Source organism: Jeotgalicoccus sp. S0W5 (assembly GCF_011634875.1).
In the GTDB taxonomy this organism is placed as follows: Bacteria; Bacillota; Bacilli; order Staphylococcales; family Salinicoccaceae; genus Jeotgalicoccus; species Jeotgalicoccus marinus.
Map to the genome: position 1 here is coordinate 120,259 of NZ_SIRQ01000002.1, position 24,215 is coordinate 144,473.

General features: G+C 36.4%; 30 protein-coding genes and 1 pseudogene. 15 read left to right on the plus strand and 16 right to left on the minus strand.

The window, feature by feature from the left end:
• Positions 1–87 precede the first annotated feature (87 nt).
• The 3 genes from EYB29_RS01400 (at position 88) to EYB29_RS01410 (ending at position 3,881) form a co-directional block, all read left to right on the plus strand.
• Entirely contained in the window at positions 88–1,656 is a 1,569-nt protein-coding gene (locus tag EYB29_RS01400) for a YhgE/Pip domain-containing protein (RefSeq protein ID WP_166626347.1), read from the plus strand.
• A 256-nt stretch (positions 1,657–1,912) separates the two neighbouring features.
• The gene (locus EYB29_RS01405; RefSeq protein ID WP_166626348.1) at positions 1,913–2,626 is read left to right on the plus strand and encodes an aggregation-promoting factor C-terminal-like domain-containing protein; all 714 of its coding nucleotides are present in this window, start codon (positions 1,913–1,915) and stop codon (positions 2,624–2,626) included.
• 121 nt (positions 2,627–2,747) lie between these two features.
• Positions 2,748–3,881: a trans-sulfuration enzyme family protein gene (locus EYB29_RS01410; protein WP_166626349.1), complete on the plus strand. Its 1,134-nt coding sequence runs from the start codon at positions 2,748–2,750 to the stop codon at positions 3,879–3,881.
• A 52-nt stretch (positions 3,882–3,933) separates the two neighbouring features.
• On the opposite strand, the gene EYB29_RS01415 is transcribed toward EYB29_RS01410, so the two are convergent.
• From EYB29_RS01415 to EYB29_RS01430, 4 genes are read right to left on the minus strand one after another with little or no spacing between them, the layout of a single operon-like run.
• Complete coding sequence (locus EYB29_RS01415) at positions 3,934–4,404, minus strand: peptide-methionine (S)-S-oxide reductase (protein WP_166626350.1); 471 nt, start codon at positions 4,402–4,404, stop codon at positions 3,934–3,936.
• A 15-nt stretch (positions 4,405–4,419) separates the two neighbouring features.
• Positions 4,420–5,067, minus strand: coding sequence for an HD domain-containing protein (locus EYB29_RS01420; RefSeq protein ID WP_166626351.1), 648 nt, complete (start codon positions 5,065–5,067; stop codon positions 4,420–4,422).
• 6 nt (positions 5,068–5,073) lie between these two features.
• On the minus strand, positions 5,074–5,520 hold the full coding sequence (locus tag EYB29_RS01425) for a MurR/RpiR family transcriptional regulator (protein ID WP_166626352.1): 447 nt from the start codon (positions 5,518–5,520) through the stop codon (positions 5,074–5,076).
• 18 nt (positions 5,521–5,538) lie between these two features.
• Positions 5,539–5,967: a MurR/RpiR family transcriptional regulator gene (locus EYB29_RS01430; RefSeq protein ID WP_166626353.1), complete on the minus strand. Its 429-nt coding sequence runs from the start codon at positions 5,965–5,967 to the stop codon at positions 5,539–5,541.
• Between the two features lie 274 nt (positions 5,968–6,241).
• On the opposite strand from EYB29_RS01430, the gene EYB29_RS01435 reads away from it, so the two are divergent.
• Positions 6,242–7,213: a YkvI family membrane protein gene (locus EYB29_RS01435; RefSeq protein WP_371807491.1), complete on the plus strand. Its 972-nt coding sequence runs from the start codon at positions 6,242–6,244 to the stop codon at positions 7,211–7,213.
• Positions 7,214–7,317: 104 nt separating this feature from the next.
• Here the strand turns inward: EYB29_RS01435 and EYB29_RS01440 are convergent, their stop codons facing one another.
• The 4 genes from EYB29_RS01440 to fabF are packed head-to-tail and all read right to left on the minus strand — an operon-like array spanning position 7,318 to position 10,725.
• Positions 7,318–7,548 (minus strand): glycine zipper domain-containing protein, encoded by a 231-nt coding sequence (locus tag EYB29_RS01440; RefSeq protein WP_166626280.1) that lies wholly within the window; start codon positions 7,546–7,548, stop codon positions 7,318–7,320.
• A gap of 43 nt (positions 7,549–7,591) precedes the next feature.
• Entirely contained in the window at positions 7,592–8,578 is a 987-nt protein-coding gene (gene plsX, locus EYB29_RS01445) for a phosphate acyltransferase PlsX (RefSeq protein WP_166626354.1), read from the minus strand.
• Entirely contained in the window at positions 8,579–9,460 is an 882-nt protein-coding gene (locus EYB29_RS01450; protein WP_166626355.1) for a DegV family protein, read from the minus strand.
• 29 nt (positions 9,461–9,489) lie between these two features.
• Complete coding sequence (gene fabF / locus EYB29_RS01455) at positions 9,490–10,725, minus strand: beta-ketoacyl-ACP synthase II (RefSeq protein ID WP_166626356.1); 1,236 nt, start codon at positions 10,723–10,725, stop codon at positions 9,490–9,492.
• A gap of 150 nt (positions 10,726–10,875) precedes the next feature.
• Here fabF and EYB29_RS11685 point away from each other — a divergent pair, with 150 nt between their 5' ends.
• Positions 10,876–11,262 (plus strand): GtrA family protein, encoded by a 387-nt coding sequence (locus tag EYB29_RS11685; protein ID WP_026865965.1) that lies wholly within the window; start codon positions 10,876–10,878, stop codon positions 11,260–11,262.
• Between the two features lie 27 nt (positions 11,263–11,289).
• Here EYB29_RS11685 and EYB29_RS01465 read toward each other — a convergent pair whose 3' ends face one another.
• Positions 11,290–11,676, minus strand: a complete 387-nt coding sequence (locus EYB29_RS01465) for a hypothetical protein (protein WP_166626357.1) — start codon at positions 11,674–11,676, stop codon at positions 11,290–11,292.
• Positions 11,677–11,823: 147 nt separating this feature from the next.
• Between EYB29_RS01465 and EYB29_RS01470 the strand changes: the two genes are divergently transcribed.
• The 6 genes from EYB29_RS01470 to EYB29_RS01485 all read left to right on the plus strand — a co-directional run bounded on the left by EYB29_RS01470 (position 11,824) and on the right by EYB29_RS01485 (position 15,254).
• Positions 11,824–12,207, plus strand: a complete 384-nt coding sequence (locus tag EYB29_RS01470; RefSeq protein ID WP_166626358.1) for an RrF2 family transcriptional regulator — start codon at positions 11,824–11,826, stop codon at positions 12,205–12,207.
• Between the two features lie 86 nt (positions 12,208–12,293).
• The gene (locus EYB29_RS11545; RefSeq protein WP_240921808.1) at positions 12,294–12,395 is read left to right on the plus strand and encodes an FAD-binding protein; all 102 of its coding nucleotides are present in this window, start codon (positions 12,294–12,296) and stop codon (positions 12,393–12,395) included.
• A gap of 165 nt (positions 12,396–12,560) precedes the next feature.
• Positions 12,561–13,055: an NAD(P)/FAD-dependent oxidoreductase gene (locus tag EYB29_RS11550; protein ID WP_240921809.1), complete on the plus strand. Its 495-nt coding sequence runs from the start codon at positions 12,561–12,563 to the stop codon at positions 13,053–13,055.
• Positions 13,018–13,194, plus strand: coding sequence for a hypothetical protein (locus EYB29_RS11555; RefSeq protein WP_240921810.1), 177 nt, complete (start codon positions 13,018–13,020; stop codon positions 13,192–13,194). Before EYB29_RS11550 ends, EYB29_RS11555 begins: the two co-directional genes overlap by 38 nt.
• An 81-nt stretch (positions 13,195–13,275) precedes the next feature.
• Positions 13,276–13,653, plus strand: coding sequence for a thiol-disulfide oxidoreductase DCC family protein (locus EYB29_RS01480; RefSeq protein ID WP_166626359.1), 378 nt, complete (start codon positions 13,276–13,278; stop codon positions 13,651–13,653).
• A 293-nt stretch (positions 13,654–13,946) separates the two neighbouring features.
• Entirely contained in the window at positions 13,947–15,254 is a 1,308-nt protein-coding gene (locus EYB29_RS01485; RefSeq protein ID WP_166626360.1) for a glycosyltransferase family 2 protein, read from the plus strand.
• 43 nt (positions 15,255–15,297) lie between these two features.
• Here the strand turns inward: EYB29_RS01485 and EYB29_RS01490 are convergent, their stop codons facing one another.
• The gene (locus EYB29_RS01490; RefSeq protein ID WP_026865969.1) at positions 15,298–15,588 is read right to left on the minus strand and encodes a hypothetical protein; all 291 of its coding nucleotides are present in this window, start codon (positions 15,586–15,588) and stop codon (positions 15,298–15,300) included.
• Between the two features lie 91 nt (positions 15,589–15,679).
• On the opposite strand from EYB29_RS01490, the pseudogene EYB29_RS01495 reads away from it, so the two are divergent.
• Positions 15,680–16,363: pseudogene (locus EYB29_RS01495) on the plus strand (SDR family NAD(P)-dependent oxidoreductase).
• Between the two features lie 99 nt (positions 16,364–16,462).
• Here the strand turns inward: EYB29_RS01495 and EYB29_RS01500 are convergent.
• Entirely contained in the window at positions 16,463–17,506 is a 1,044-nt protein-coding gene (locus EYB29_RS01500; protein WP_240921811.1) for a DUF418 domain-containing protein, read from the minus strand.
• Between the two features lie 135 nt (positions 17,507–17,641).
• Here EYB29_RS01500 and EYB29_RS01505 point away from each other — a divergent pair, with 135 nt between their 5' ends.
• Positions 17,642–18,316, plus strand: a complete 675-nt coding sequence (locus EYB29_RS01505; RefSeq protein ID WP_166626361.1) for a TVP38/TMEM64 family protein — start codon at positions 17,642–17,644, stop codon at positions 18,314–18,316.
• A gap of 56 nt (positions 18,317–18,372) precedes the next feature.
• Here the strand turns inward: EYB29_RS01505 and EYB29_RS01510 are convergent, their stop codons facing one another.
• Together EYB29_RS01510 and EYB29_RS01515 are read right to left on the minus strand one after the other, a co-directional pair.
• Positions 18,373–18,867 carry a dihydrofolate reductase gene (locus EYB29_RS01510; protein WP_026865972.1) on the minus strand — a complete coding sequence of 165 codons (495 nt, stop codon included), beginning with the start codon at positions 18,865–18,867 and terminating at the stop codon, positions 18,373–18,375.
• A gap of 48 nt (positions 18,868–18,915) precedes the next feature.
• Positions 18,916–19,452 (minus strand): DUF1697 domain-containing protein, encoded by a 537-nt coding sequence (locus EYB29_RS01515; protein WP_166626362.1) that lies wholly within the window; start codon positions 19,450–19,452, stop codon positions 18,916–18,918.
• Positions 19,453–19,585: 133 nt separating this feature from the next.
• On the opposite strand from EYB29_RS01515, the gene EYB29_RS01520 reads away from it, so the two are divergent.
• The gene (locus EYB29_RS01520; protein WP_166626363.1) at positions 19,586–20,344 is read left to right on the plus strand and encodes an SDR family NAD(P)-dependent oxidoreductase; all 759 of its coding nucleotides are present in this window, start codon (positions 19,586–19,588) and stop codon (positions 20,342–20,344) included.
• 60 nt (positions 20,345–20,404) lie between these two features.
• Here the strand turns inward: EYB29_RS01520 and EYB29_RS01525 are convergent, their stop codons facing one another.
• Both EYB29_RS01525 and EYB29_RS01530 read right to left on the minus strand, forming a co-directional pair.
• Positions 20,405–21,043, minus strand: a complete 639-nt coding sequence (locus EYB29_RS01525; protein ID WP_166626364.1) for an NAD(P)-dependent oxidoreductase — start codon at positions 21,041–21,043, stop codon at positions 20,405–20,407.
• A 115-nt stretch (positions 21,044–21,158) separates the two neighbouring features.
• Positions 21,159–21,587 carry an Rrf2 family transcriptional regulator gene (locus tag EYB29_RS01530; protein WP_166626365.1) on the minus strand — a complete coding sequence of 143 codons (429 nt, stop codon included), beginning with the start codon at positions 21,585–21,587 and terminating at the stop codon, positions 21,159–21,161.
• A gap of 142 nt (positions 21,588–21,729) precedes the next feature.
• Between EYB29_RS01530 and EYB29_RS01535 the strand changes: the two genes are divergently transcribed.
• A complete protein-coding gene (locus EYB29_RS01535; protein WP_166626366.1) occupies positions 21,730–22,077 on the plus strand; it encodes a c-type cytochrome in 348 nt (115 codons plus the stop codon).
• Positions 22,078–22,143: 66 nt separating this feature from the next.
• On the opposite strand, the gene EYB29_RS01540 is transcribed toward EYB29_RS01535, so the two are convergent.
• Positions 22,144–24,201: a heavy metal translocating P-type ATPase gene (locus EYB29_RS01540; RefSeq protein ID WP_166626367.1), complete on the minus strand. Its 2,058-nt coding sequence runs from the start codon at positions 24,199–24,201 to the stop codon at positions 22,144–22,146.
• Between the last annotated feature and the right edge of the window lie 14 nt (positions 24,202–24,215).

Consider the following 24,215-nt stretch of genomic DNA (forward strand, 5'->3'; position numbering starts at 1 on the left):
CTATTGAATAATATTTTGACACTCATATAATGATTTATTGTACACAGTGTACGATAAGTTTAACATAAAATAATTAAGGATGATTTAATGTTTCAGGATTTTAAATTTATACTCAAAAAACCTTTATTAATCGCAACGCTATTTTTCATTTCTTTATTCCCTGTTATTTACTCAGTCACTTTTCTCGGGGCGATGTGGAATCCGTATGACCGGACAGGAGACCTTGCCTTTCATATTGTCAATGAGGATGACGGGACAGATGATATAAATATAGGAAGTAATATCGAAACGGAGCTCTCTAATAACAACCAATTCGATTGGAAATTCACGAACTTAAATGAAGCAAAAAAAGCTGTACAAAGTGGGGAAGCTTATGGTTATTTAGTCATTCCTTCAGATGCTTCATCAAATGCTTCATCTCTTTTAAGTGATGAACCTCAGAAAGTGAATTTAACACTTCATACCAATCCTGGTTATAACTTTATTGGTTCTATTATGGCACAACAAGCAGGGGCAGAATTAGAAAACAACATCCAAAAAGAAATTACTGGTACTTACACGTCTACCTTAATAGATGAGATTGCTCAAGTATCAGAAAAAAGCACAGAAGCAGAACAAGCCATCAATGATCTTACCGATGGGGCAGTTACACTCGATCAAGGTATCGCCCAACTTCAAGGATCGTCAACACAACTACAAGACGGGGCAAATAGCCTATATACAGGTGAACAACAATTCTCTAGTCAACTCAATCAAGTAGCTCCATTACTTGGAAACTATAGTGCACCAATTACTGATGCACAAAGTCAGCTAGAAAGTGGCGCAGGTGAATTAAATAATGGCATCAACCAAATGACTACGGGTGTCGATGAATTAAAAGCAGGATCAGAGCAACTATCAGGTGGCTTACAAGAAATACAAAGTCAATTCCAAACGCTACAAAATCAGATGGATGAGTCAGGTCTAACCTTTACTTCAGAAGGTGCAGATGCGATCACTCACCCAATCGAATTCACATCGGAAACAACAGTGGAAACAGACAACTATGCTCAAGGATTTGCACCACTCATTATTGCAGTCAGTCTATTTATAGGTGCAATAACTTTAAACGTAGTCTATCCTATGAATAAGGTTTTCGATAAAGAGCATTCCGTCTTTTCACGTTGGATTAGCCGTGGTCTATTGTTCATTACACATTCTGTTGTCATTTCAAGTTTCTTATATGCGGCAGTAGTCTGGGGAATGCAAATCGATATTCATAGCCATTGGAGATTTTACCTTGCAATGATCATGTGGTCACTTGTTTCCATTATTATGATTGCAACGCTGGTTAATATATTCGGGAACTTTGGTAAGTTCCTTGGTATTGTTCTCTTAATTGTACAATTGTCATCTGCTGGTGGTACTTTCCCTATAGAAACGGCCAACAATTTCTACCAATCACTATTTAACATTTTACCGATGGCTTATATCGTCTCTGGTTTCAAAGATGCCATCTTTAATCAATCATTTAACGTAGAGTTTTCAACTGTAATAACATTGTTAGCCGTAATTTCAATTGGACTTTATCTCATCATTTTACTTACCATGTGGCTAAAAGATAAATTCCCTGCATATGAAGAAAAAATCAATAAGATGAGTCGTTTTGAAGGATAGTAGGCAGAAATTCTTTCCCAAATTTTTGACATCCTAATGTCAATAGTCTGAAATAATACAGGAATATTTCAATGTTACAAAGCTGTCTCTAACTGTAATTGCATTATTATTGCGTTGTAACATACGTAATCAATTTATGTGATACATTAGTAACTGTCCTAGAGAGACAGTAAAAAATACAGTGCATGTCGACAGAACGACAGTTAAAGAATAGGCATTGAAATTTTAAAATTATTTTTTTGGAGGAAGAAAACAAATGAAGAAAACAATATTAGCAACATCATTAGCTTTAGGTTTAGGCGTAACAGGCGTAGTAGCAGATCAAGACGTAGATGCATCATCAATCAATAAAGAAGACCTTGCACAAACAGTTCAAAATAACCCAGCTGAATTAAATGCAGCTCCAATCCATGAAGGTGCATATGACTACAACTTCACATTAAACAATGTGAACTATGACTTTACTTCAGATGGAACGAACTACTCTTGGGCATACAGTGCTAACGGTAACGCTACAGCGACTAACTACACTAACGAAACTGTAGAAGCACCTAAAGTAGAAGAAGTTCAAGAAGTTGAACAAACAAACAACACTAACTACAACACACAAAACCAACAAGCAGCACCTGCTGTAGAAGAAGTTGAAGTTCAAGAAACACAACAACAAGTATCTGAGCCAGCAGCTCCTGCTCCAACTCAATCTACTTCATCTTCAAATGGTTCAACTAAATCACAATTCTTAGCTGCAGGTGGTACTGAAGCTATGTGGAATAACATTGTTCTTCCAGAATCAAGTGGTAACCCGAACGCAGTAAGTCCAAACGGCTACCAAGGTCTTGGTCAAACTAAAGAATCTTGGGGAACTGGTTCAGTAGCAGATCAAACTGCAGGTATGCTTGACTACGCTGAAAGACGTTATGGTTCAATCGATAACGCTATCCAATTCCGTAATGCAAACAACTGGTGGTAAGATTACCATTATATAACCAAAGAGACTCCAGATGATCTGGAGTCTCTTTTTTGTCTGCTTTTAGTGATTATTCAGATAATAAAGTGTAGAATGATTTCATCTAAAGAAATGAGGGGATAGCATGCACTTTGAAACAAAAGCAATACATGTTGGTCGTAGTGTTGACCCAAATACTGGTGCTGTAACAGCACCTATACACCTATCTTCGACCTACGAAAGACAAGGTGATGGTGGATATATTAATGAGACAATGTATAGCCGCAGTAAAAATCCAAATAGAAGATTCCTTGAAGAATGTCTGACCGCCTTAGAAAACGGTTATGATGCAATCGCATTCTCTTCGGGTATGGCAGCAATAACCGCAGTCATTGAATCTTTACCGAAAAAGTATCCTAAAAGAATCGTCTTACCTAACGAGATGTATTTCGGTGTTAAATTATTAATAGAAAAGACGGATATTGGACAGCGTTTCGACATAGTTACTATCGATATGACTGATGGCGAAGCACTTAAAACCGCAATCAATGAGAAACCAACAGGTATAGTATGGATTGAATCACCGTCTAATCCACAAATAAATATCACTGATATTAAAAAAGTCGTATCCTTAGCTCAGGGTGTTGGTGCGATTACCGTAGTGGATAATACGACCGCTTCACCTGTTTTCCAACAACCACTTGACTTAGGTGCAGATTTTTCACTGCATTCTGTTACAAAATACATTGGTGGTCATAGTGATGTGCTCCTAGGTGCAGTTATTGCGAAAGAAAGCAGTGAAATGTTAGAGAATATGAGACTCCATCAAGCCAATAAAGGTGGGGTACCATCTCCATTTGAATGCTGGTTGGCACTTCGTGGTATAGAAACTTTATCTTTAAGAGTCCATGCACATGCTAAAAATGCCTTGGATGTGGCCCTATTTTTAGAATCTCACAACAAGGTTAAAGCTGTTCATTATCCTGGACTAAATAATCATCCAAGTCATGATATCGCTAAGGGACAGATGTCCGGCTTCGGCGGGCTCTTATCGTTTGAAGTTGAAGGTGGGGCAGATGACGCTCTGAAGGTTGCGAATAGTGTAGAAATGATTGTTCAAGCAACAAGTTTAGGCAGTACGCATTCTTACATTGAGCACCGTGCGTCTGTTGAAAAAGAATTAACCATTTCTCCTGAAAACCTCTTAAGATTATCAGTAGGTCTTGAGAACGTAGAAGATATCAAAGCCGACTTAAATCAAGCTCTAGAACAAATATAATAAATGTGTAATAAAATAGACGTAACGAAGTGCCGTTACGTCTATTTTCACATCATTTATACTTTTCTAATAGTATCTGTGGAATATGACAGTAATCGTTAGGGTAATGATCTAATCTATCCTGATGTTCTTCACTGCTTTTTACATAATTTAATAACGGAGCAACTTCTACCGCAATTTCTTCTCGGTCATGGCGAACCTCTATAAAAGTTTTAGCTTCCTTTAAGTGTTCAATGTCTTCACTATAAAAACCAGTTCTGTACTTAGGACCTTCATCGACGCCTTGCTTATTAATACTAAACGGATCAATAATTTCAAAAAGAAAATTCATTAAATCTGATACGGAGGTGACATCAGGGTCAAATTCCGTTTTCACGCATTCTACATAACCATCATAATCACCTTCTAATGTGTTTGTAGAACCATTCGCGCGTCCTGCTTCTGTATGTATAACACCCGGAAGTGTTTTTACAAAGGCTTGTACACCCCATAAACAACCACCAGCTAGATATACTGTTTCCATAGTTTACACCCCTCTTTAAAACTCACCATTCCATTCTTTAAAGAAATGATCCAGAAACAATTTCATGAAGTCTTCTCTCTCTTGTGCAATTTCTTTAGCTCGTTCAGTGTTCAGTTTATTCTTTAATAGTAACAGTTTTTCATAGAAGTGATTGATAGATGTAGAGTTTCCTTTTCTATACTCTTTTGCACTCATATCGTTTCTGACTTCTACCTCTGGGTCATACATAGCTTGCCTCTTCGCACCGCCGTACTGGAAGGTTCTCGCAATGCCGATTGCCCCAATAGCATCCAGTCTATCGGCATCCTGAACAATGCATGCCTCCATAGATGTCAGCTTATCACCATGACCACCTTTAAATGATATTGTGCTAATGATTGTTAGAATTTTATCGATAACTGTTTCCTCAATATCAAGACTTAGTAAAAAATCTTTTATATTTTTCATTGAGGTCTCAACGTCATCCTCTAATTTTTCATCAGGAATATCGTGAAGAAGGGACGCAGCGATTACAGTAAAGGTATCTGCATCTTCAGACTTCAGTAATTCTTTACTCAGATTCGTCACTCTTTCAATGTGATACCAATCATGGCCAGTTGTCTCATGTATGAGTTTGTCTTTTACCCAGTCCTCAATTTCTTTGAGGGCGATGTGTGCTTTCATAAAGTTTTACCCCTTAAATTTTTTAGAGTTTAAATTTAAATCTACACCGGTCAAGTAAGACTTTTCTTTTAATAAATCAGCTAATGTCTCTACATTATCACCTGATTGGGGTGCGAGCCTACTACCGTATTCAACAACGATTGCTTCAATTAATGTCACTAAAGAAATTACAGTGAAGTGTTTGATACTCGTATCTACCTTCATTATAATTTTGGCATACTGACTGATCGGATTTGATAATTCATCTGTAATAAGAATCACTGGAATACCGTTCTTATGGGCAATCTCCGCAACATCTATCATGCGATTGGAATATGGAGAGAAGGCAATAACTACAATAACATCCTCATGATTAAGTAATATTAATCGGTCTAAAATATTATCTATATCCATAGACAATTGATGTACTCTAGGTTCAAATTCTGTTAGTAAAGCTTCCATATACATCGCCATTGCTTTATAAGGTCTTGATCAAGCAAGATGAATATGCTTACTTTCAACTAATAGATCTACAGCCACATGTACGCTGTCTAAAAGTTGTGGTGTTAAAGTACGCTTTAATACACTAATATTTTCACTCCAAATATCTTCAATCAACTTATCAGAGTTTTCGTCTTGATCCACATCAAATGACGATTGAATACGACTCCACTTGGATGCATAGGTTTTGTGAATTTCAAAGAACTGCTTCTTTAAATCAAAAAACGAACTATATCCTAAATCTTGAGTAAAACGTAAGACTGTAGTTGTTCCAACACCCACTTCTTGTGCAAGTTCTTTTACTGACATCATACTAATTTCTGAATGATTTTCTAATAAATAATCACAAATAGCCTGATGTTTCTTTGTCATTTTACTCTTATTCTCTATTAAATAGTCCAGTATAGTTCTGTCATCCATATCCACACCTCCATGTTCATGGGTACATAACCACGTTTAGTATCAAATTATAGCATAATAAAATGGCTTGATATCCACCAAAATAAAAATATTTGGCTTATTAGCATTTATTTATAACTAAAGTATGTTAACACAATTTATTGTTGACTCAAAACTCTAGAGGAGGAATATTATCAGCACTGCTAATAAAGACTCTATCAGAATTGCTTTTGCTTATCTCAGTTTTATCGTAGGTGCAGGTTTTACAACTGGACAAGAAATCCTACAGTTTTTTGTGAATTATGGAAAGTTCAGCCTTGTTGGAGCTATAATTTCCGGACTCATTGTTATCTTTGCAACAAGACAAGTTGCAAAAGTCGGTTATCGACTCGAAGCGGAATCTTATGACATATCTTTAAATGCAATGTTTGGTCCTATAGTAGGTCGAATCATTGATTACCTACTCATTTTCTTACTTTACGGAACAACTATAATAATGATTGCAGGTGGTGGAGCAGCCTTTTATGATGGCTTTGGTGTACCAACCTGGCTCGGATCACTTATTATTGTGTTACTCTTATTTGTCGTACTACAAGTTAAATTCGACAGCATACTTTCTATATTAGGCGCAGTCACGCCTTTACTCGTAATAACAGTATTAGTTATTGCAGGTTATAATATTTTAAATCCGAGCGTACCATTCAGTGAGGTAAACCAACACACTGATATTTCTACCACACCTACAAGATCTTGGTGGTGGGACGCTATCACATATGGTGGTTTAATTATCGGTAACAGTTTTTCATTCTTAACTATCGTCGGTGCAGAAGCAGACAGACATAAAATTGCTCGACGTGGTGCTTTATACGGCGGAGTTATCTTCTCAGTATTACTATTAATAATGGTGGCAGGTATTTTAAGTAACATCCAAGAAGCAAATACGGTTGAATTACCGACTCTACTCATGGCAGAACAAATCCATCCCGTATTAATGTATACAATGGCTACCGTAATGGTTGCCGTCATTTTTAACAGCTGTGTGGGTATGTTATATCCACTACTAAATCGCTTTACTGCTCCAAATAGTAAACCATATAGACTCTTACTATTCATTTTACTAATATTAGGCTATCTATTTAGCTTTGTAGGCTTTGCTGACTTAGTAAACACTGTCTATCCACTGTTTGGTTATATAGGTCTATTTATTACCTTAGCCTTACTCATTAGATGGATTACAAACAAGACAAGTAAGAAAAAATTAATGTAATATAATAATTCACTAGTTGTGTGCACTATATTTGATTTCAAAAAAAGCTCCCCCTTAAGTTTTCACTTTTTTAAGTGTCTACTTAAGGGGGAGCATATCATTATTCATTTACTATTATTCTTATTTTTTTCACCTTTGGGGTCAATCGCTCCCAAAATAACGCCTAATAAGATACCAGCGGGAATACCCAAGGCAACTCCTAAGGCAAGATTATCAATAAATATACCTATAAACATCCCAATCACAGGCCCAAAAGCAATTCCTATCGCAAACCACTGCATGTTCAAGCCGCTCTCATGTTCATTCTGAGGGTCCTTTTTCTCTTCATTATCCAAGAATACAGCCTCCCCACATTGTTTGGTTAGTTCCATAGTACCATCAATAATCTTTAAACGCATTGTTCACTGCTAAACGTGCTGCAGTTAATACACTGTTTTTAAACATTTTCTCATCAGCTGAGCCGTGTGTGATTACAATTGGCGCCTTAATTCCCAAGATAAAACCACCACCGATATCTTCATTAGTGAATCTATTAACCCTCTGTTGAATAGCACGTTCGACCACGGCTAATGTCTTCTTATCCAACGATTCTTCTGTAGTTATAACTGCCAATAAATCATTCAATAATATTTGGCTAGTGCCTTCTACGGATTTCAGCAGAATGTTACCAGTAAAGCCGTCTGTCAGTACGATATCATTCGTACCTTTTAAAATATCTGTCGGTTCTACATTTCCTATGAAATTGATAGTCTGCTCATTTTCTAGATTAGCATAGGCGGCCTTCCTAAAATCATCACCCTTAGATGGTTCGGTACCAATATTTAAAAGTCCCACTCTTGGTTCTGTCACGTCAAGTAATTGTTTAGCAATCGCACTACCAAATTGACCATAATCACTTAAATACTTCGGTTTACTCGCAATGTTCGCACCAGCATCAATCAAAAGATAGTATGGTGATTCTTTAGAGACCGTTGGTAATATAGAGACTGCTGCCGGACGTTCTATACCTTCAATAGTTCCAATATAAAACATACTGGCAAGATAGATTGCACCGCTAGATCCTGCAGATATAAAGCTATCTGCCTGTCCTTCACTGACGGCCTTTATACCACGAACTAAAGCAGAGTTCTGCTTTCTTCTGACTGCTTTTAATGCATGATCATCATCTGTAATCTCATTATTCGACTCGATAATTTTTATACGGTTCATGTCCGAAAATTCAGGGAGAGCTGCCTTGATTTCACGAGGTGAACCAAAAAATAGACAGCTGAGGTCTTTTTGTTCTTCCATAGCTAGGCAAGCACCATAGACTGTTGTATTGACTCCAAAATCTCCGCCTACTGTATCAACTGCAATCCTTATCATCTAGTCCACCTCTTTAAAAACTGGCATGAAACCGAGTGATAGGGCACCTTGACCGAGGTGAGAACAAAAGGCTGTACCAATCAGTCTAGTTTGAATGACTTGTTCAGGTAATACTGACTGAATTGCTGCTTTTAATTTGAGTGCCTTGTGCTCTGAAAGTGTATGTCCAATACTGATTTGTATTTGGTGATTAGGAAACTCTTTACTGTAAGCTAAAGCAAGTTCAGCCAATCCCTTATTTCGTTGTTTTGTAGTCCGATATGTTTCTCTTAACAAAGGTGTATCATCCTGTACATATTCTAATACTGGGAAGGTTTTTAGGGATTTCTCTGCAACAGGTTTTAAAGACTTTCCTCGTCCGCCTTTTATAAAGTGATCACTTTTCTCAAGTCCAGCAAAAAAACAACTCGAGGTCATTAACCATGTGAGCGCTTCTTTAATCGTGTCATATGGCTTATCCTCATCAATCATTTTTGTGAGTTGAATAATTAACTGTTCCATATTAACTGACAGCCCTAGAGAGTCAATGTTATGAATCGTTAACTGATTTCTATATTCTTCACTAATTGCCTCGGCAGTTTGAAAAGTCCCGCTTACTTTAGAACTTAAAAATATTCCAATGACAGTGGTATAACCTTTTCCGATAATTTGTCTAAATGCTCTATGATAGTCTTGAACCGATGGTTGAGAGGTCTTAGGTTGATTTTTTGTATCCTGCATCCATGTTTTAAAGAATGCATTTAAATGGACTTCATCAGTTGATTCTGTAATTACCTCACCATTTGGGAGCGCTAAGGTAAATTCAACTTGGAACACATCTTCTCGCTCTCGAAGCGACTGAGGTAAATAAGCTGAGCTATCGCAAAGTACTGCTATCTTCATTCGCAATTCCTCCTAGAAAATATCTCTTTCTAATCATTCCAATTTTTGAACAATAGAGAACCATTATGTCCACCAAAACCCATGGAATTTGAGAGTGCATATTGAATCGTTTGAGTACGACCAGTTAATGGTACATAATCCAAATCACATTCTGGGTCATGGCTCCTTAAGTTTAGTGTAGGGTGTATAAAATCATGCATCAATGATTGAACTGTCACTACCGCTTCAGCACCACCAGAAGCACCGTACATATGCCCCACGTAGCTCTTTGTACTAGATATAGCTACATTATAAGCTGCTTCTCCAAGCGCAAACTTTATAGCTTTCGTTTCACTTAAATCATTGGCTGGTGTGCTCGTACCATGGGCGTTAATATATAAAATATCAGCAGCTGAGATATTTGCCATCTTGATTGCTTTTTTCATTGCTGTACCAGTAGCATGCCCGTCTGGTCGAGGTGCTGTTACATGGTATGCATCCGTTGTCGCACCATAACCAACAATCTCAGCATAGATTTTAGCGCCACGCGCCTCGGCTAATTCTAGAGATTCCAACATTAAAATCCCCGCACCTTCACCAGGAACAAAACCGTCACGTTCTTTGTCAAATGGGCGAGATGCTCGGTCTGGATCCGACTCTGTCGACATCGCTTTTAAGACTGAGAAACCACTATAAGAAGAATCATTTAACGTAGCTTCCGCACCGCCTGCAAGACAAGCGGTCAGTTGTTCAGATTTGATTTTATGAAATGCCTCACCGATAGAGTGAGTACCACTCGCACATGCTGATGATACTGCCATTGAGTCTCCTTTTATTCCGAGATGCATGGCAATACTTGCAGCTGCCATATTGACTGGTGTTTTGATATGAAAGAGTGCCTCTACTTTGTTCGGACCTCTATCGTGTAGTTTTCTCACATTATCCTCCATAGCGAGATAACCCCCTGATCCGGTACCAACGATGACACCTACATCGTAAGCATTCTCTTCAGTAACTGTAAAACCACTCATATCAAACGCTTCATTAGCCGCTACCACAGCATATTGCGCAAATAAATCCATTCTTTTCGCGTCTTTTCTGCTGATCACATGCTCTGGATCAAAGTTTTTAACTTCTGCAGCAAGTGTCGTTTTGTAATCTTCTGGATTCACTTTTGTCGCACGTCCAATACCATGCCTATTATCTTTAATACTTTGCCACATATCCTTTACGTTATTACCAATCGGGGTTACGGCACCCATGCCCGTTACAACAACTCGCACCATACTTCATCCCTTCAATTCCTTTAATAGATACCATTTTAATATACATTGTAATCCTATCATAACGACAAGTATTCCACTTATAACTTCAATCCCTTAGAAAATTGGCCTTCATTATGCTATACTTCAACGAAATATAGGTAGGTGTCGTTGATGAAGAGAGTAGAATTTTTTAAATATATTTTAATTGCATGTGTTGGAGGTGTGCTGGATTTAGGGCTGTTTTACATCCTGTATACTTTTACAGATATTCATGTTCAGCTTGTAAATCTGATTAGTACGTTTGTCGGGGTCACGACAAATTTCCTAATCAACTACTATTTTAATTTCAAGGCTTCCAGCAAATTTTTCAAACGCTATATCTCTTTCTTAAGTGCTGGGATCATAGGCTTTGTTATTGTCTCTCTACTCGTCTTTCTCTTCCATCAGACCCTAGGATGGAATGCGATATTAGTAAAAATATTCGCGACAATGTTTGCAACACTAGTCCAGTATGTCATTAACCGTTATATTTCGTTTAGACGTTATAGAGCTATATAAAAAATACCGCCTGATGGCGGTATTTTATTATTTAGACTGATATAAGAGTGTCTGTACAAAAAATGTAATAAAGCTGAGTAACAATGTAACGCCGCCACCAATATAGAGAATCAATGAAAGGACTTCTGGTAAGCCGAGAGAAGCAACATTGTTAACAAACATACCTAATACTAGACCTGTCGTTCCAATAATTGCAGTCCAAACGTGGAATTTTGCAAGACCATTGTATTTCACATTAAATACCTGGTAAAAGACTGACCAAGAAAATAGACTTAACCAACCTACAACGAGAATATGGGCGTGAATTGGTCGAAGTGCATATGAACCAGAACCCGCCATATGTGCACCCATGACTGAACCAATTAAGCCGAATAAGCCTGCTGCAACCAAGAGAATTTTAACTGGACTTTTCAAAAAAATGCTCCTTTTTCTTTTTTAGTAATACCTACATAGTACTGGTCGTATATGAACTCAATATGAACAATATTAAATCTTTTCCTTGCATCATTAAACTTATACCGTTATTATAGACTCATAATATCCAGAAAGGAGTGTAAGGCTTTGAAGTTTTCTAGAGGAACAGATTATGCATTACATGTTATGGCTTTTTTAGCTAGCCAACAAGATAAGAATGAAAAATTCCCAGTTGCAGACCTATCTAAGAAACTGAAAGTATCGACAACATACCTTTCAAAAATACTCGCTCGATTAGTTAAACAAAGATATATCATAGCGAGTAGTGGGGCTAAAGGTGGCTATTCTCTACCAGAGGATTGGCAGGATATTTCAGTCTACGATATTATCCATGCAATTGATGGACACCCCTCTCTTTTAGAGGACAGCTTTAATCATGGTGATGAATGTAAGATTCATCGTTTAATGATGAGTGTTGAAAATGATATGATTCAATCATTAAAAAGTAAAAGCATCGCTTCTTTAGTTTAAAAAAACGATTTGATTCTTCAGTTCGTTTTTTTAATCGAGTTATAATGGATATAAAGACTCTATAATATATATAAAGGTGGAATAATATGTACGATGTAATTATAGTTGGCGGTGGCCCCGCAGGTTTAAGTGCAGCATTAAATTTTGGACGAGGTTTGACAGCAGCCTTAGTCATAGACAATAACTAACCTAGAAACAAGGTAACGACAGAATCACATGGCTACTTAACACAAGATGGTGTATCACCAGATGAGTTTAGACAAAGTGCCAAAGCAGATTTAGTAAAATACGAAGATATTGAAACAGTTGAAGATCGAGTAGTGAATATCGTCAAAGAAGATGGAGTTTTTAAAGTGACGACAGAAAAAACAAGCTACGAAAGTAAACAAGTGCTTCTGGCAACTGGAATAAGAGAATTTTACCCGGACATTAAAAACTTCGAACAGTTTTATGGTAAATCAGTATTCTACTGCCCATGGTGTGATGGCTATGAAATGAAACATCGCCGTATCGCTATAATGGTGGATGAAATGTCAATTGACCATATTGTCATGCTTCTATCTAATTGGAGTGATGATCTATTAATCTGTACCAATGGAAATGATGTGTTGACCGAAGAACTTAAAGCGCTGTTTGACTCAAAAGGTTATGCCTATAAAGACGCTGTGATTACAGAGATGACTGGTCAAGATAATCAAGTCGAAAGCTTAATCTTTGAAGACAATACAAGCGAAGAAATTGGTGGCATGATTGCTTCCATGAAATGGGATACAGATTATGAATTCCTTAAGAATCTAGATGTAGACCGTGATGAAAAAAGGGCAAATCATAACAGATCAATTTGGTGAAACTTCCGTTTCTGGGCTATTTGTCAGTGGGGAGACTAAAGCTAACTTTGCAAGACAATTAATCAATGCTGCCGCCGATGGTGGAGATGTGGCGAAATTCATGATAATGAAACGCCTACAAGAAGACTTTTATAAGTAAGGTAAAAACAAGTTAGTCTGCTGTCTAGAACTAATTTGTTAGAATGAAGTAAAGAGAATTTTGAACCTTTAAGGTGGTTATATGAAAATCTTAATCTATGATGGTGACTGCAACATGTGCAGTCGGTTAATCCAGTTCGTTGTTTTTATCAATAACGATAAAGACTTGTATATTACGGATTTCAATAGCCAGTGGACTATAGAGAATGTGGACTTAAATCCTAATGTCGACAGCCTAATATTTATAGATAATAACCAATTGTACTACTATTCCGATGCCGTTATTCAACTTACGACAGCACTTCATCCATTATTCAAAATTGTGAGCATTGCCCATATCGTTCCGAAAAATTTAAGAGATAAGCTTTATAGATGGATTGCGAAAAATCGTCACCGAGTTTTTAAAGATGATAAATGCAAGATGCCAAGTGATAAATTTAGAGCTATGTATCTAGCTTAATTCAGAGCACCTCGTGAGAGCGGGGTGTTTTTTGTTGCTTATAATCGTTAGTTATAGACTCCTAACTATCCTATGTGGTAAATTAACGCAATTAACTTCTAATTCTAAATAGTTTTACTTCTTCTAGAACCTCAAAAATCAGTCTAAAGGCTGAATTTTCCCTTGTCCAATTGAGTATAATTATATAGGCTGACAAAAACTTATATATCAAAGAAAGGGAAACAATGGAAAATTATTTATATATAACTACGTCAATTTTATTTTTTTGCGCAACGATTTTATCATTTTACTTTATGGTCACTTATTTATATAGCTCAGTGATATCTCTATTTGGTTATAAAAATTTAAAGAAAGATTATGAGATTATTGATGATGAAACTCGTTTTCTTATTCTTGTTGCCGCTCACAATGAAGAAACAGTAATTTCACAAACCTTAAATAATTTAAAGGCGATAAACTACGATTCTTCTCTTTTCGATATTTGTGTAGTGAGTGATAACTCTACAGATAGAACGACTGAAATCGCGAGAAATCACGGGGTAATGGTTGTAGATACAATTCAACAGAGATTTAAGCGAGTTGGTGTGGGTAAGCCTGCCGGCATACAATATGCTCTAGAGGAGCTTGGTTTTAATGATGTCAAAGATAAATATAATTTAGTTATGGTTTTAGACGCTGATAATTTTGTTGATCCTCACATTCTAAAAGAAGTCAATTCACAGTATATTGCCAAAGACAAACCAGAAGCGATTCAAACCTATTTAGATACAAAGAATTACAATGAATGGGTCAGTCTAGCATACAGCATTATCTTCTGGACGAACAATCGATTTTCGCAAGCTGCAAAGTATCGTCTCGGATTACCAAATTCAATTGGTGGTACAGGGTTTTTCATTCGTACTGATTGGTTGATTAACAATGGTGGTTTTAAGTTTGAGTCTCTAACTGAGGATTTAGAAATGGAGATTCAAATTGTTAAGGAGGGTGGTAGAATTCTCTGGAATGACTACACAAGTATTTACGATGAAAAACCAGAATCTGCTAAAATTAGCATGATACAAAGACACCGCTGGATTAAAGGTCATTGGTATGTTGCTTTTAAAAATGTAATTCCATTAACGATTAAATTCATTACTACTTTGAACATAAAATACTTGGATAAAATTGTATTCTTAATGAGTATGGGTAAAGCATTTCATATTATTCTAATGTTCATTTTATTAATGTTTTTAGATGTGACCTCTTTATTTATGGAAGGTCTACAATACCTATCGTTTACTCAGAATCTGACAATGACTTTTGAAATTCTGAATCATTACTTTTTCTACATTTATGGCTTTAATATATTACTCATACTGTATAGTTTTGTAATTTTACCTGTCTATAGTGTATTTAAACGAATTGGTAAGCATAATTTTATAAAAGTAACTTTAGCAATGCAGTGGTATATCTATACAGATTTATTAGTTCAAATGCTTAGCTTGTTTACATGGCATCGTCAGGGCGTATGGGTAAAAACACCACATCAGAAAACTGAACTCGAAAATGATGTGGAAGTATTGTTGATACCTGATAACAATATTCAGGAAAAAAGTGTATAATAACGCAAAAACCGTACGTTGACTTACAACGTACGGCTTATTTTTATAATGATTCAACAAATGCTTCTTCAGCTTCACTAGCTGGATCAAACACTATTTCCTCGGAAATATTTTGTTCTATAAACTTCTCATATAATTGTTTAGCAATACTTTCGTTGAATTCATTTATAAAACCAAAAGATACTTCAATTTCATCTTCATTTTCTGTCGCTACCCCTTTTAAGTGGGCAAAGATACCTTCTTCAGTACATAGTGTTAAATATTTTACGTCTTCTAGTCCAAGCTGATGCTCGAAATCAGGGATTGCTTCTAATTGTACATTCTTAATTTCCATGAATAAAAACTCCCTTCGGTGTATACTTTCATGTACCCAGAATATAAAGTGGGCAATCTTAGTATTCTAGAAAATATTTTGTATAATATGAATAAAATCACATATTAAGACTGTAGAGTTATTTAACCACGAAGGCGCTAAACTCGTGCTCGTAGATCTTGATGAAAATAAAGGACAAACAGTTGCAAAAGAAATCGGTTGAGATACAGTTTTCGTACAAGCGGACGTAACGAGTGAAGCAGATGCTAAGAAGGTATTTGATACGACAATTGAAAAATTTGGTCGAGTAGATATATTATTTAACAACGCTGGAATAGGTGCAACTAAACCAACACACGAAGTATCTTATGATGAGTATAGAAAGACAGTTAATGTTGACCTAGATGCAGTATTCTTATTCTCGAAATTTGCAATCGACTTATTCAGAAAACAAGGTAGCGGAAATATTATCAATACAGCTTCTATGTATGGTTGGATTGGTGCAGCCGGTAGTGCTGCTTACAATGCTGCAAAAGGTGGCGTAATTAATTTAACGCGTTCTCTCGGTGTTGAGTATGCCTCTGAAAATATTAGAGTAAACGCCTTATGCCCAGGCTTCATTGATACACCAATTATTCATGAAGAAATGAAGCAATCACTATCAGATGTCACACCTATCGGACGATTAGGTACATCAGAAGAGATGGCTAAAGCTGCTTTATTCTTAGCATCAGACGATTCATCATTTATGACAGCGAACACCCTAACTGTCGACGGTGGCTTTACAGCACAATAATAATAAATTAGGGACGGATGCTGACTGATACAGCAGTCCTGTATCAGTCCGTCACACCCGATGACAAATAAAGAAAGAGCAGTCTTTGACTGCTCTTTCTTATTTTATCGGCATAATTTTCAAGTAAGTTAGGCATCTCCAAATGTACTCTAAAGGCCCATACTTAAAGACTTTCGACCAGTAGTAGGTAAAGATTAACTGGATGACATATATGCCTATGCAAAGGAATAGTGTGTAAATAAGGCGAGTTGGTCCATCAAAAAATATTGTACCTGCTAGCCAAATTAGAACTGTTTGACCGATGTAGTTTGTTAATGCCATTCGTCCGTAATATTTTAGGGGCGAAAGTAATTTCATTCCGAGATTAGTGTTTAATAAGCTGATCACTAATGTTGCATAAAAGATTGTCAGCACTGGTGATAGCATAAATACGATATGATTATATGAGTTCACTTGATCTGGGTACTCTTCAAATGTTCGACTTGTTTGTTCAACTAAGTCAATATGAGGTAAAACGTAGTATGATTGCATAATTAGGACTGCTGCCACACTAGCTAAACCAGAAAGGATACCAACAATCGGCCATTTTCTTTTCGCTTTTGTAAATGTATAGATTAAACCATATTGTGCAAATGCATAACCTAGTATAAAGTAAGCAAGTGCAGCCAGAATTTTCACGTCAAAGTACAGGCAAGCAACTAACAGTATCAGGCCAAGGATTACATTCAATTCCTTTTTCAAAAATGAGAACAGGAGTAATATTAATCCGAAAATCGCATAGCTAAGCAACGCTTCACCCGGCTGAAGTTGCATGTGTAATAGACCAAATACTGCAAGGACAACGATTCTTCTTAAGTACAACATGTAAATATTTTGAGACTTCTTTTTTGCATTATTTATAAAAATATAAAAGCCTATACCAAAAAATGTCGAAAAGATGGTAAAGAACTTACTTTCTACAAAAAAATCTAAAAGTTTTCTATATAGAATATCAAGTTCAGTCTGCGGGCTCTGTACACTGATGATTGCGCCAACATTGACTAGGATAATACCTAACAAGGCAAATCCACGTAAATAATCTAAAGCATCAATCCTCTTGTTTAAAGTATTTATTTTTTCATCTCGTTTCTTAATTTTTAACAAGATGTATCGTAACTTATGTCGACATGCTTTACAATAACTGTGACTATAATGTCACTTCAGAAGTATATAATGTTAGATAAAAATAGATTCTTAATAATAATTACTACTTTATACCTGTGAAAGGAGGAAAATTTCATGAATCCAGAAGAACAATCAGATGGGTTTTCTTTAAGATCTACCATCTCTTTATTAGCAACAGTAGGTGTAATCGGCCTATTAATTTGGTTGAGTTTTAATGTCAATGTGCCTGAACCTGCCGTATTAAGAGATATGATTCAAGGATATGGATGGGCTGGTTGGTTAGTCTTTATAGGGATAACAGCACTCATTGCGATCACACCAATTCCCGTAACAATACCAGCGCTTGTTGCAGGCTCATTATACGGTGTCATTGCAGGTAGTTTATTCTCCTTCACAGGTGTGATGATTGGATCATGGCTTGGCTACTGGTTAGCCCGACTTACAGGACAAGATCTCACGTTTAAACTCTTGGGTCGGTATGGGACAACTGTTAAAAAATACTTGAGTAACGCAGGCTTCTTAGCGATGTGTACGGCAAGATTGATGCCAGGCCTACCATACTGGCCTGTTAACTATGGGGCAGGTGCACTTGGGGTTAATCAGTATGCATTTGTAGCAGCAACTTTTGTTGCATCTATACCAGGACAAATCTCCTTGGTTGCCCTCGGTGCCTTCGCTGCCAACCAATCATTATTCAATGGCATCATATTAGTAGGGGCTTGGGTATTAGTACTGATATCAACTTGGGTGTCTTATCGCTATTGGCGAAATGCACGTGAAGATAATTAATATATCAATAAATAAAATCCGTATGTTAACTATTTAAAGAACATACGGATTACTTTTCATTTTTTCCTACGCCATTGCTCAAAGGTATGTTCATGTTTGTTTCTTTCATCTACTATGCCTTCTTCTTTCCAAACCAATTCGAATTTAGAGTAATCAAATGACTCTGGAAAATATACATCACCTTCAAAAGTATCGTGTATCACTGTTCTGAAGAGTTCATCCACCTCATCTTCAAATAGTTCGAACAATTTAGCGCCACCAATGATATACAAATCACGTGCTTCCTGTTTATCAATTTCTAATATCTCTTCCTTAGAATGAACGATAATCGCACCTTCAGCCACATAGTTTTCATCCGAGGTGAGGACAATATTTCTCCGATCTTTTAAAGGTCTATTTGGTATTGTTTCATACGTTTTACGCCCCGTTACAACATCACCACGCATGGTGATATCTTTAAAGAACTTTACGTCATTAGGTAATCTCCATGGTAACTTGTCACCACTGCCAATAAGTCTGTTTTGATCCTCTGCCCATACATATGCCAACATACAGTATCACTCCTGTAAGATTTCTAATCTACAACTTTACATCATTGATTAGTTAGTCTTTACCCTTCCAATAATTTTCTCAATCGTGTTTTGATTCCGTGTAGTTAGTGTAATTCCCAATTTCTTTTCTAAGAAATTGTTATTAATCTTGGCATTATTCATACCGTTAGACAAATAATAATATATCGCCTCTTCAGTAAAAGTGATATATTCTCCCTCCTTAGACAGAGCCTGTATTTCTCCTTGTTTCTCAGTATCTATTTGAGACATACTTGTAGCGATATAAAAAACGCTATTTCTATATTTTTCTTCTTTATAGGGATTGTGATCTGCAATCATTTGAAGCTGATCAACAGTTTTCACAATAACAGGTAATTCCGGCCCGAGATCATTCTTAATCGTCTCATGAATATCACTGCTAATTTCTTCTTCTGATTTATCAGAATCAAAAATGATATTGCCACTTTGAATGTAGGTTGTTACGTTATCGTAACCCGCTTTAGAAACAACTTCATTTAAATCTGCCATCATTACCTTATTCTTACCTGTCGGCATGACACCTCTTAACAGAGCGATATACTTCATAATCGTCCTCCTTAAAATGAGTATCTTAGAACACTTCAATTTATTATACCCAAAATAATAAGCTAATATTTTGATTATTCTTTCTAATTATTTCTATACTTGAATTACTAAATGAAAAAGGAGAATTGCAATAATGACAGATAAGATTGTGCTCATTACAGGTGGCGCCGGCGGAATTGGTCAAGCTATTGCGAAAGAACACTTAGACAACGGTAATACAGTCGTCCTAGTAGATTTAAAAAAAGAAGCATTGAATGCGGCTAAGAATAACCTCGGTGGTGACAATATCGAACTTATAGTTGGTGATGTCACAGATGAAGACAGCGTAAAAAAATATGTCGCACGAACAATTGAAAAGTTTGATCGTATCGATATTTTCTATAATAATGCAGGAATTAATGGTCCACTTAAGCCGATTAAAGAATTAGATAAGAGCGAGTTTGATACGATTATGTCAATTAACACTACTGGTGTTTTTCTCGGCTTAAAACATGTGATTCCACAAATGGAGAACCAAGGATATGGCAGCATTGTTAATACCGCTTCTAATACGGCATACATTGGTTCTGCAGGCATGCCAGGCTATATCGCATCCAAACATGCCGTAGCAGGTTTAACTAAAACTGCAGCATTAGAGGCAGCAGAGCATAACATAAGAGTCAATGCGATTGCACCTGCTGCTATTGATACAGATATGCTAGCAGATATTCAAAATAACTTATCACCAGGAGAACCTGAAAAATCAGGTGAAGCACTTAAACAAGGCATTCCATTTGGCCGTTTTGGTACACCTGAAGAGGTAGCAAAAGTTGCATACTTTCTTGGATCTGATGCAGCATCATTTGTTACAGGCTCAATGTACAATGTTGATGGTGGTATGCAGGCTGATTAGTGATGTTATATACAAAAAGGCATAACAGATTTAATTCTGTTATGCCTTTTAACTTTTTTCTTATTCTTCTTCTCCAACTAATGTAAAACGCTCATTTATATGTTTAGGTTCTTCAATTTCATCCACAAGTGCAGAAGCATAGTCCGCATAACTAATGTAACTATTTCCTTTAGAGTTAACCATTAGGTTATCTTTACCTGTTTCATATTTACCTGTTTTAGGACCTTCTGCATTAAAATCAACTGATGGACTTAAGAATGTCCAAGTGATACCTTCTGAATTCTGTAAGTCTTCTAAGTTTCTACCTTGTCCGCTCGCAGTTGGAACAAAAATTTCCGGGAAATCTGGAGTATCTATCACTTTAGTTGTTTGTGCATCGTCTACGTATAAACTACCTGCACCTCCAACGATAATCGCTCTAGTATCTGTTCCTTTTAGTGCTTCAATCAATGCTCGACCTGCTGTAACGTGTGCTTCTTCTTCACCAAGTGGGGCACCAAATGCGTTAACAACAACATCTAGGTTCTGTAAATCTTCTGAAGTAATATCAAATATTTCTTTCTCTACAACTTCCACATTGTCATTTATTATTTTTGAAGCATTTCTAACGATTGCAGTTACATCATGTCCTCTTTCAAGTGCTTCTTCTAATACTAGACTACCTACTTTTCCACTTGCACCGATGATTCCAATTTTCATAAATTTTCCTCCTAAGTTTTTAAATTTAGATAGTAGAGTGGGTTGAATGAATTAAATAACGTTCAATAATTGTAACTGTAACAATTACAGTTACAATATAGAAAGACGGATAAGTTTATCTGTTATTCACTAGAATCTTATTAACAATATTGTCTAAAGTTACATCCTTTAGTACTGCTTCCATTGCTCCTTGAGCACTTTCTAAAATTACTTCCAAGACCATTTGAATATTAGCACCTACTGTACATTTAGGGTTGGTATCTTCATGAATTTGAAAAAGATGTCCACTTTCTACTACTTCTATAGCTTTGTACACATCAAACAATGTGATTTCATCTAATGATTTTAAAAGTTTAGCACCTGTATTTCCACGTGAAACTTCTATTAAACCCGCTTCTTTTAGTTTACCCATTAATCTTCTAATAACTACAGGGTTAGTGTTTACACTCTCTGCAATCTGAGTTGAAGACAATGTATATTCTCGTTCAATCTTAATTAAAGTCAGTATATGAACACCAACTGTGAAACGACTGCTAATTTTCATTTCAACCACCTCATGTAACCATTGTGTTTACACCTAAAATGAAAGTCAAACATTCTATATTAAAAACATAAATTGACCTATTTTTATAAAAGTTGGGTATATTAAATATATAGTATCTTTAAAAATATTAGGGGGTCAGTTTATGAATTTCAAAAGATTGTTGATGGCTGGTGGTCTGTCTATGGTGCTTGTACTCGGAGCATGTGGCGGTGCAGATGAAGAAAGTACAGAAGATGCTTCAACAGAAGAAGATAGCAGTGCAGCGAGTGGTGACGTTGACGCTGAAGGCATTGCGAGAGATAACTGTGCATCTTGTCATGGTGAAGATTTCTCAGGTAATATGGGTCCAGCACTTGCAGGAACGAGCTTAAGTCAAGATGATTTCGAAGAAATTGTAAGGAATGGTCAAGGACAGATGCCTGCCTTCAGTGAAGATCAAGTTAGTAATGATGAACTATCTGCACTCTACACATTCTTTAGCGAACAATAACTTTAGCCTCCCGATAATAAGCCCCACTTAAGTTGGATTTCTTAACTTAAGTGGGGCTTATTTCATCTATTCTAATTTTAAAGTAAATGCATTTATAGCCACAATAATTGTACTCAGAGACATCAAAATTGCACCTACAGCAGGAGACAGAATGAGACCCATAAATGCTAAGATACCTGCAGCGAGTGGTACCGCTACGATATTATATCCCGCTCCCCACCATAAGTTCTGTACCATCTTTCTCATCGTATTTTTAGAAAGAGATAGGAAATGAATAATATCAGATGGGTTACTTTTAACGAGTATCACATCGCCTGATTCCACTGCAACATCAGTACCCGCACCAATTGCCATGCCGATATCTGCTCTAATTAAGCTTGGTGCATCATTTATACCATCTCCCACCATCATGACTTTACTACCTCGCGCTTGATAGTCTTGGATAATACGTTCTTTATCTTCAGGCATTAACTCTGAATGAACGTCGTTAATATCTAATTCTCTAGCAACTGCTACAGCTACTTCTTTATTATCACCTGTAAGCATAACCGGTGTAATATTTCTTGATTTTAAATCAGAAACCATTTGTTTAGAGCTTTCTTTAATTTTATCACCCTGAGCAATAATGCCGATTAAATGTTGATCTTGGACTAAGTAACTAATTGAGTTGCCTTGTTGTGCCAGCTCTGTAAACTGTGATTTATTATAGTCAATCTGATTGTTATCAAGGTAAGAGGCACTCGTTATTTTATAATGTTGATCTTCAATCATACCTTCTAAACCAACCCCTGGGATATTATTTACATCCTGAGGAGTAGAATATGAGGTGTCTTTTTCTTTAGCAAAATCCACAATCCCTTTTGCTAGTGGATGATTAGACTGACTTTCTAATGATGCAAACTTACTTAATACATCTTCATCATTTAATTCATCTACGTAACTTTCATAGTAATTTACTGAGAATACACCTTCAGTTAAAGTACCGGTTTTATCCATCATGACATAATGAATATCTCCCGCTGTTTCCACAGCCTCTCTATTTTTTAGAATTAAACCATTTTGTGCACCAAGAGATGTAGAGCGCGCCGTGACTAATGGGATTGCTAATCCAAGGGCATGTGGACAAGCGATGACCAGTACAGTAACAAGTCTCTCAAGTGCAAAATCGACATCATTATTGATTAGAAGCCAGATAATAAAAGCAATCAAACCAGCACTAACCGCAAAATAGAACAAATAGCCTGCTACCTTGTCAGATAGAAGTTCCGCACTAGATTTATCATTTTGGGCTTGATCTACAAGTCCCATAACTTGTGATAAATATCCATCTTCGCCAGTCGCTGTTACCTTAACTTGAATGGTACCAGAGCCGTTTACCGAACCTCCGATTACACTGTCATTTAATTCTTTTTGAACTTTTTTAGACTCACCAGTTACTAGAGACTCATCAACCGAGGTCTGCCCTTTAACAATCAAACCATCTGTTGGAATACTTTCTCCTGCCTTAACTTCAACAACATCATCAATCATAATATCTGATATGTTTATTTCTTGTCGTTCATCATTTTCTACTACCTTAATTGCAGTATTAGGCAAGAGCTCAGCCATTTTTTTAAGTGCATCTCCAGCACTTCCAACTGCATTCATTTCAATCCAATGTCCAAGTAACATTATTAAAATCAGTGTTGCTAGTTCCCAGAAAAAGTCCATTGTATGAGATGTTGCATCAGTAAAATGATTCATATAGAAAGCATATAAACTATAAAAATATGCAACAGAAATACCGAGAGCAACGAGCGTCATCATACCTGGTTTCTTACTAGTTACTTCACTCTTCGCACCCGCTAAAAATGGTTGTCCACCATAGAAGAATAAAACTGTCGCTAGTACTAAGACAATCCAATCAGATCCTGGAAAGGTAAATTGAAACGGCAAGTCAATTCCCATCATTTGGGAAAATAAAATAATTGGAATCGCAAAAATCAGTGAAACAAAAAATTTCACCTTAAAATTTCCATGATGATGAGTGTGACCAGTATGATTATCATGGTTGTGTTGTGTATGTTCGTCATGTTGGTGATGATTTTTGTCACCATGTTCGTAATGTTTTTCATTATGTTCCAAAAATTTCACCTCTT

Coding starts and splice junctions, on each gene's coding strand:
- EYB29_RS01400 (WP_166626347.1), top strand. CDS start 88: ATGTTTCAGGATTTTAAATTTATACTCAAAAAACCTTTATTAATCGCA.
- EYB29_RS01405 (WP_166626348.1), top strand. CDS start 1,913: ATGAAGAAAACAATATTAGCAACATCATTAGCTTTAGGTTTAGGCGTA.
- EYB29_RS01410 (WP_166626349.1), top strand. CDS start 2,748: ATGCACTTTGAAACAAAAGCAATACATGTTGGTCGTAGTGTTGACCCA.
- EYB29_RS01415 (WP_166626350.1), bottom strand. CDS start 4,404: ATGGAAACAGTATATCTAGCTGGTGGTTGTTTATGGGGTGTACAAGCC.
- EYB29_RS01420 (WP_166626351.1), bottom strand. CDS start 5,067: ATGAAAGCACACATCGCCCTCAAAGAAATTGAGGACTGGGTAAAAGAC.
- EYB29_RS01425 (WP_166626352.1), bottom strand. CDS start 5,520: ATGGCGATGTATATGGAAGCTTTACTAACAGAATTTGAACCTAGAGTA.
- EYB29_RS01430 (WP_166626353.1), bottom strand. CDS start 5,967: ATGGATGACAGAACTATACTGGACTATTTAATAGAGAATAAGAGTAAA.
- plsX (WP_166626354.1), bottom strand. CDS start 8,578: ATGATAAGGATTGCAGTTGATACAGTAGGCGGAGATTTTGGAGTCAAT.
- EYB29_RS01450 (WP_166626355.1), bottom strand. CDS start 9,460: ATGAAGATAGCAGTACTTTGCGATAGCTCAGCTTATTTACCTCAGTCG.
- fabF (WP_166626356.1), bottom strand. CDS start 10,725: ATGGTGCGAGTTGTTGTAACGGGCATGGGTGCCGTAACCCCGATTGGT.
- EYB29_RS11685 (WP_026865965.1), top strand. CDS start 10,876: ATGAAGAGAGTAGAATTTTTTAAATATATTTTAATTGCATGTGTTGGA.
- EYB29_RS11545 (WP_240921808.1), top strand. CDS start 12,294: ATGTACGATGTAATTATAGTTGGCGGTGGCCCCGCAGGTTTAAGTGCA.
- EYB29_RS11555 (WP_240921810.1), top strand. CDS start 13,018: ATGAAAAAAGGGCAAATCATAACAGATCAATTTGGTGAAACTTCCGTT.
- EYB29_RS01480 (WP_166626359.1), top strand. CDS start 13,276: ATGAAAATCTTAATCTATGATGGTGACTGCAACATGTGCAGTCGGTTA.
- EYB29_RS01485 (WP_166626360.1), top strand. CDS start 13,947: ATGGTCACTTATTTATATAGCTCAGTGATATCTCTATTTGGTTATAAA.
- EYB29_RS01490 (WP_026865969.1), bottom strand. CDS start 15,588: ATGGAAATTAAGAATGTACAATTAGAAGCAATCCCTGATTTCGAGCAT.
- EYB29_RS01505 (WP_166626361.1), top strand. CDS start 17,642: ATGAATCCAGAAGAACAATCAGATGGGTTTTCTTTAAGATCTACCATC.
- EYB29_RS01510 (WP_026865972.1), bottom strand. CDS start 18,867: ATGTTGGCATATGTATGGGCAGAGGATCAAAACAGACTTATTGGCAGT.
- EYB29_RS01515 (WP_166626362.1), bottom strand. CDS start 19,452: ATGAAGTATATCGCTCTGTTAAGAGGTGTCATGCCGACAGGTAAGAAT.
- EYB29_RS01520 (WP_166626363.1), top strand. CDS start 19,586: ATGACAGATAAGATTGTGCTCATTACAGGTGGCGCCGGCGGAATTGGT.
- EYB29_RS01525 (WP_166626364.1), bottom strand. CDS start 21,043: ATGAAAATTGGAATCATCGGTGCAAGTGGAAAAGTAGGTAGTCTAGTA.
- EYB29_RS01530 (WP_166626365.1), bottom strand. CDS start 21,587: ATGAAAATTAGCAGTCGTTTCACAGTTGGTGTTCATATACTGACTTTA.
- EYB29_RS01535 (WP_166626366.1), top strand. CDS start 21,730: ATGAATTTCAAAAGATTGTTGATGGCTGGTGGTCTGTCTATGGTGCTT.